The sequence below is a fragment of the Massilia sp. CT11-108 genome (genome assembly GCF_047302915.1).
Taxonomy (GTDB): Bacteria; Pseudomonadota; Gammaproteobacteria; order Burkholderiales; family Burkholderiaceae_D; genus Telluria; species Telluria orientalis.
Genome location: NZ_JBKYMO010000463.1, coordinates 1 through 4,343, shown reverse-complemented (window position 1 = coordinate 4,343; position 4,343 = coordinate 1). Strand labels below are relative to the sequence as shown.

Below are 4,343 nucleotides of genomic sequence, written 5' to 3'. Positions count from 1 at the left end.
GCTCCGTGTGGGTGGGCAGGGCCAGCGGGCCGGCGACGGGCGCCGCGCCGCCGATGACGAAGCGCTCGTCGTGGCAATAGTTCAGCGTGACGGCGTCCGGCGCGAACATCCGGTCGATGAGGTAGCGCTGGCGCAGCTGCTCGTTGCTGGCGCCCGCCATCATGTCGGGGTGGGTGGCGTAATACGTCTTGTCGAACACGGAGGTCTCCTCGCGATGAATATCGGTTATCGATAACAATCATATCAGGGTATTTCGAAAAGTAAAACCCCGCGGCAGGCGCGCCGGCGCAAAAAAAATGACCCGCCCCGACGAAGTCGAGGCGGGCCGAATACGGGACTGGAACGTACCCGCAAGGAGATCGCCATACCGGCATGAACCGGCTATGCCCGAGCGTACAGCGCAAGTTAACGATAACAAAACTTGTCGTCGAGATCAACAGATTTTGTTGCGTCCCGATTTCCGTCCCGGCGGTGGGGCATTAGTCGCGGACGCAACACGTGGAGGTAACGATAACAAATTTTCATCCGTTTCGTTGTGCTCGTGTTACGATCGCCAGCGCTATCGATAACACAACAGTCGAAGGAGGAGGCAGCGTCGTCGGTGGCATCCATTGAACTGGTTAGCAAACATATAAGGACAATCATGTATAACCATTCGCGTCAGAGGTGGAATGCGTTGCGCGGCAACGCAAAAGGAAAGATGTTGGCATTGGCACTGGCGTCCGCGCTGGTGCTCGTGGGGAGCGGCGCCAGGGCCGTGACCTTCGTCGCCACGCCGATGGTCCAGCCGGTCGTGAGCGGTACCGGCTTCCGCCATCCGGGACTCGGCTTCACGCCGGAGCAGCTGGAGTACGTACGCCAGCAGATCCGCGCCGACGTCGAGCCCTATAAATCGTATTACAACACCCTCGCGACCGTGTGCTGCAACTATGCGAACATCAACTTGCAGCCCACGAACCGCGACGCCACGAAGGTCGATACGCCGAACACGCCGAACTACAACAGTACGACGGCACAGACGCGCATGATCAACGATTCGCAGGGCGCGTTGACGCAGGCGATCCTGTACTACGTCACGGGCCGCAACGAATACCGGCGCAACGCGATGCGCGTCCTGCGCACGTGGAGCAACATGAACCCGAACGGGTACGCCTATTTCCCGGACGCGCACATCCACAACGGGGTGCCGCTGTCACGCATGCTGATGGCTGCGGAGATCATGCGCTATACGCCGGCCGATCCGACTTATACGGATTACCCGCTCGCGTGGACCGACACCGACACGCAGAAGCTCAAGGACAACCTGGTCGATCCGATGGAGCGCACCTTCTTCTCCAGTAACGAGCGGTTCAGGAACCAGCAACAGTATTCGCTCGTCGGCCGGATCGCCGGCGCGATCTTCACCGACAACCGTGCGCGCTACGACGAGTCGGTCGAATGGCTCACCGTGAACGCCACCTCGACGCGCCAGGACATCAACGGCGCGATCATGTCGGCGATCGCCCGCATCGACGCGGACGACCCGCTCAACAAGACGGGCAAGACGTTCTACGAAGTGCAGGAGATGTCGCGCGACGGCGCGCACGCGGGCGACAACGTCGACATCCTCGGCGGCCTGCTGCGGCTCGTGACCGCGCAGGGCACCAGGGTCGATCCGTTCACCGGCAAGCCCTCGTCCGGCGGCGACGCCGTGAGCGTCTACCGGTTCGGCGACGACCGCCTGCTGCGTGGCGCGAACGCCTACGCCGAGTACATGCTCGGCTACGACACGCCGTGGGCCGACACGACGGGCGGCACGTCCGGCATCTCGCCCGCCTACCGCGGCCGCCTGTACGAGGTCGACGCGATCGCGGAGATCTACAACACGTACAAATACGTGGAAGGGCTGGACGTCGACGCCGAAGCGCCTTACCTGGCGACGGCGGCGGCGCATGCGAACGGCCCCGCCATCCCGTGGGGGCCGGCGACGCCCAACAACAAGGACATGGGTCCGACCGCCATCTTCACGTTGCCGCAGGCGCTCACCGGCGTGCCGCTGCCGGCCGGAGCGGCGGGCATCCTGGAGACGGAGCGCAAATCCATCTTCCTCGACGGCGGCTGGGCGATGCGGACCGAGGGCGACCGCACCTTCGGCCATGCGGGCGTGACGCCGGCCGGCGCCACCATCGTGTTCCACGACGTGCAATACGCGGACCGCTCGAAGTACGCGCCGGTCGGCATCATGGTGCGCACCAACGCGCCGGTCACGCTGTCCGCGAGCGCCAGCCGCGACGCCAGTCCGTGGTCCGTCATGACGGTCCCCGACACGCACGGCGAATGGCGCTACATCGTGCCGGATACGTCGGCCGCCGCCATCGGCAGCCGCGCGCTCGGCGACAACATCATGTTCTTCAAGTTCTCCGGCCCCGAGGGCGCGACGGTGGACGTCGACTACGTGAACATGGCCGCGCCCACGCAACTGACGCCGCCGCGCTTTGCCATGCCCGTGTTCCCCGTCACGGAAATCGTCGTGCAGGGCATGCCGTACCGCGCGACCTATGCCGCGGCGGACGCCGACACGGCGGACAGCGTCGCGTACGAGTCCGTCCGGCTGCCGGCCGGGGCGACGGTGAACGCGTCCAGCGGCGCGTTCGACTGGACGCCGGCGCCAAACCAGGTGGGCATGCACGACATCGTCGTCGCCGCGACCGACGGCGTCGCCGTCAGCACGATGACGGCGCGCCTGGACGTGCAGCCGGACCGCGCGTCCGCATTCCAGGCCGCGCTCGACGGCTACGATCCCGCTGCCGCCTACACGACGCCGTCGCTGGCCACGTTCAAGACGGAGCTGGCGCCGCTGCAGCAGCAGATGGCGACCGTGTCCGATGCCGATTTCCCGGCCCTGCTGAAGGCCGTGCAGGCGGCCGTGCGCAAGCTGGAGCTGGTCAATCCGACGGTCGCCTCCGACGGCAGCCTCGACTGGAGCAAGAACATGGTGACGACGATCGGCTTCGGCGCGGACCGCCCGGCGCTGCTCGTCGATAATAACTACAACAGTTATTCCGGCGACCTACGCGCGCCGATCACCATCGACTTCGGCGAGAACTACCGCGTGGCGGTCGGCGCCTTCGGCATCCAGGCCCGCTACATGTTCGGCAACCGTTCGCAGGGCGCCAACGTGTACGGGTCGAACGACAACGTGAACTGGACCCTGCTCACGAGCCGCGAGACGACGGACACGAGCGGCCGTAACTTCGAGATGGAAGTCATCCCCGTGCTGCCCGGCCTGGAGACGCAACAGTACCGCTACTTCATGGCACGCGTCGACCACCCGGGCCCGCCGACGGATCCGGCGTATCCCGGTATTTCATCGTATGGCGAGTTCCACTTCTACGGCACCCGCTATGACCTGCTGGCGCCCGTGGACCTGACGGGCAACGTCCGGATCGCGCGGTCCGGCCTGACGATGAACCGCTTCACGCAGAAGTACGCCGGCACGGTGACGTTCACGAACACGGGCGGTACGGCGCTCAAGGGACCGCTGCAGTTCCGCCTCGCCGGCCTGACGAGCGGCGTCACGCTCGACAACGCGACGGGCGTGAAGGACGGCGTGCCCTACGTCACCCTGAACGAAGCGGAACTTGCGCCGGGCCAGACGGCGACCGTGACCACGACGTTCTCGAACCCGGCGAAGGCCGCCATCGCCTACGCCCCACAACTGTTCAAGGCACAATACTAGGAGACACACCATGCAGTCCATCACTCACCGCGCGGCCCGGATGCTGGCCGCAACCTGGATGTACCTGTGCGCCGGCGTGGCGCTGGCGGTGCCGGTCCACCACGTCGACATCGATACGTCGGCGCTGGGCACGGGTACCGCCTACCTGGGCATGTCGTTTCTCAGCGTGGGCGGCGCGACGCCGGCCAGCGCGTCGGTCACCAATCTCGCGGCCGACCTGCTGGACGTGCCCGTCGGCACCGGGTCCGTGGCAGGCGGACCGCCGGGCGCGCTGACGTTCACGAGCGAGGCGGGCGGCGGCGACTGGTTCCAGGCGATCCAGCTCGGCGGCCACGTCGGCTTCGACGTCAGCTTCCTGTTCGGCGACGGCACCGACGGCAGCACGTTCAGCTGGTCGCTGTTCGACGACACGCACTACCTCGGCGTCGACGGCGACTTGGGCAGCATCGCCCTCCATCCGGACGCGGGGCCGGACGGGCGCCTGACCATCACGCCGGACAATGCGTTCACAGCCGTGCGCGCCGTTCCGGAGCCGTCCACGCTGCTGCTGGTAGCGCTGACCGGCTGCATGCTGGCGGCAGTGCGGCGCCGGCCGGCCCCCCGTCCGGATGGAGGGCGATGCTGC

2 protein-coding genes and 1 pseudogene are annotated in these 4,343 nt (G+C 66.4%); 2 read left to right on the top strand and 1 reads right to left on the bottom strand.

Annotated elements, in window-relative coordinates:
• A pseudogene (locus tag ACEN88_RS25380) lies at positions 1-199 on the bottom strand (hypothetical protein); the annotation flags it as partial.
• A gap of 504 nt (positions 200-703) precedes the next feature.
• Between ACEN88_RS25380 and ACEN88_RS25375 the strand changes: the two are divergent.
• Together ACEN88_RS25375 and ACEN88_RS25370 are read left to right on the top strand one after the other, a co-directional pair.
• A complete protein-coding gene (locus ACEN88_RS25375) occupies positions 704-3,718 on the top strand; it encodes a putative Ig domain-containing protein (protein WP_413344125.1) in 3,015 nt (1,004 codons plus the stop codon).
• Positions 3,719-3,728: 10 nt separating this feature from the next.
• Positions 3,729-4,343 (top strand): NF038129 family PEP-CTERM protein (locus tag ACEN88_RS25370; RefSeq protein ID WP_413344124.1); only part of this gene is annotated, 615 nt, incomplete at its 3' end.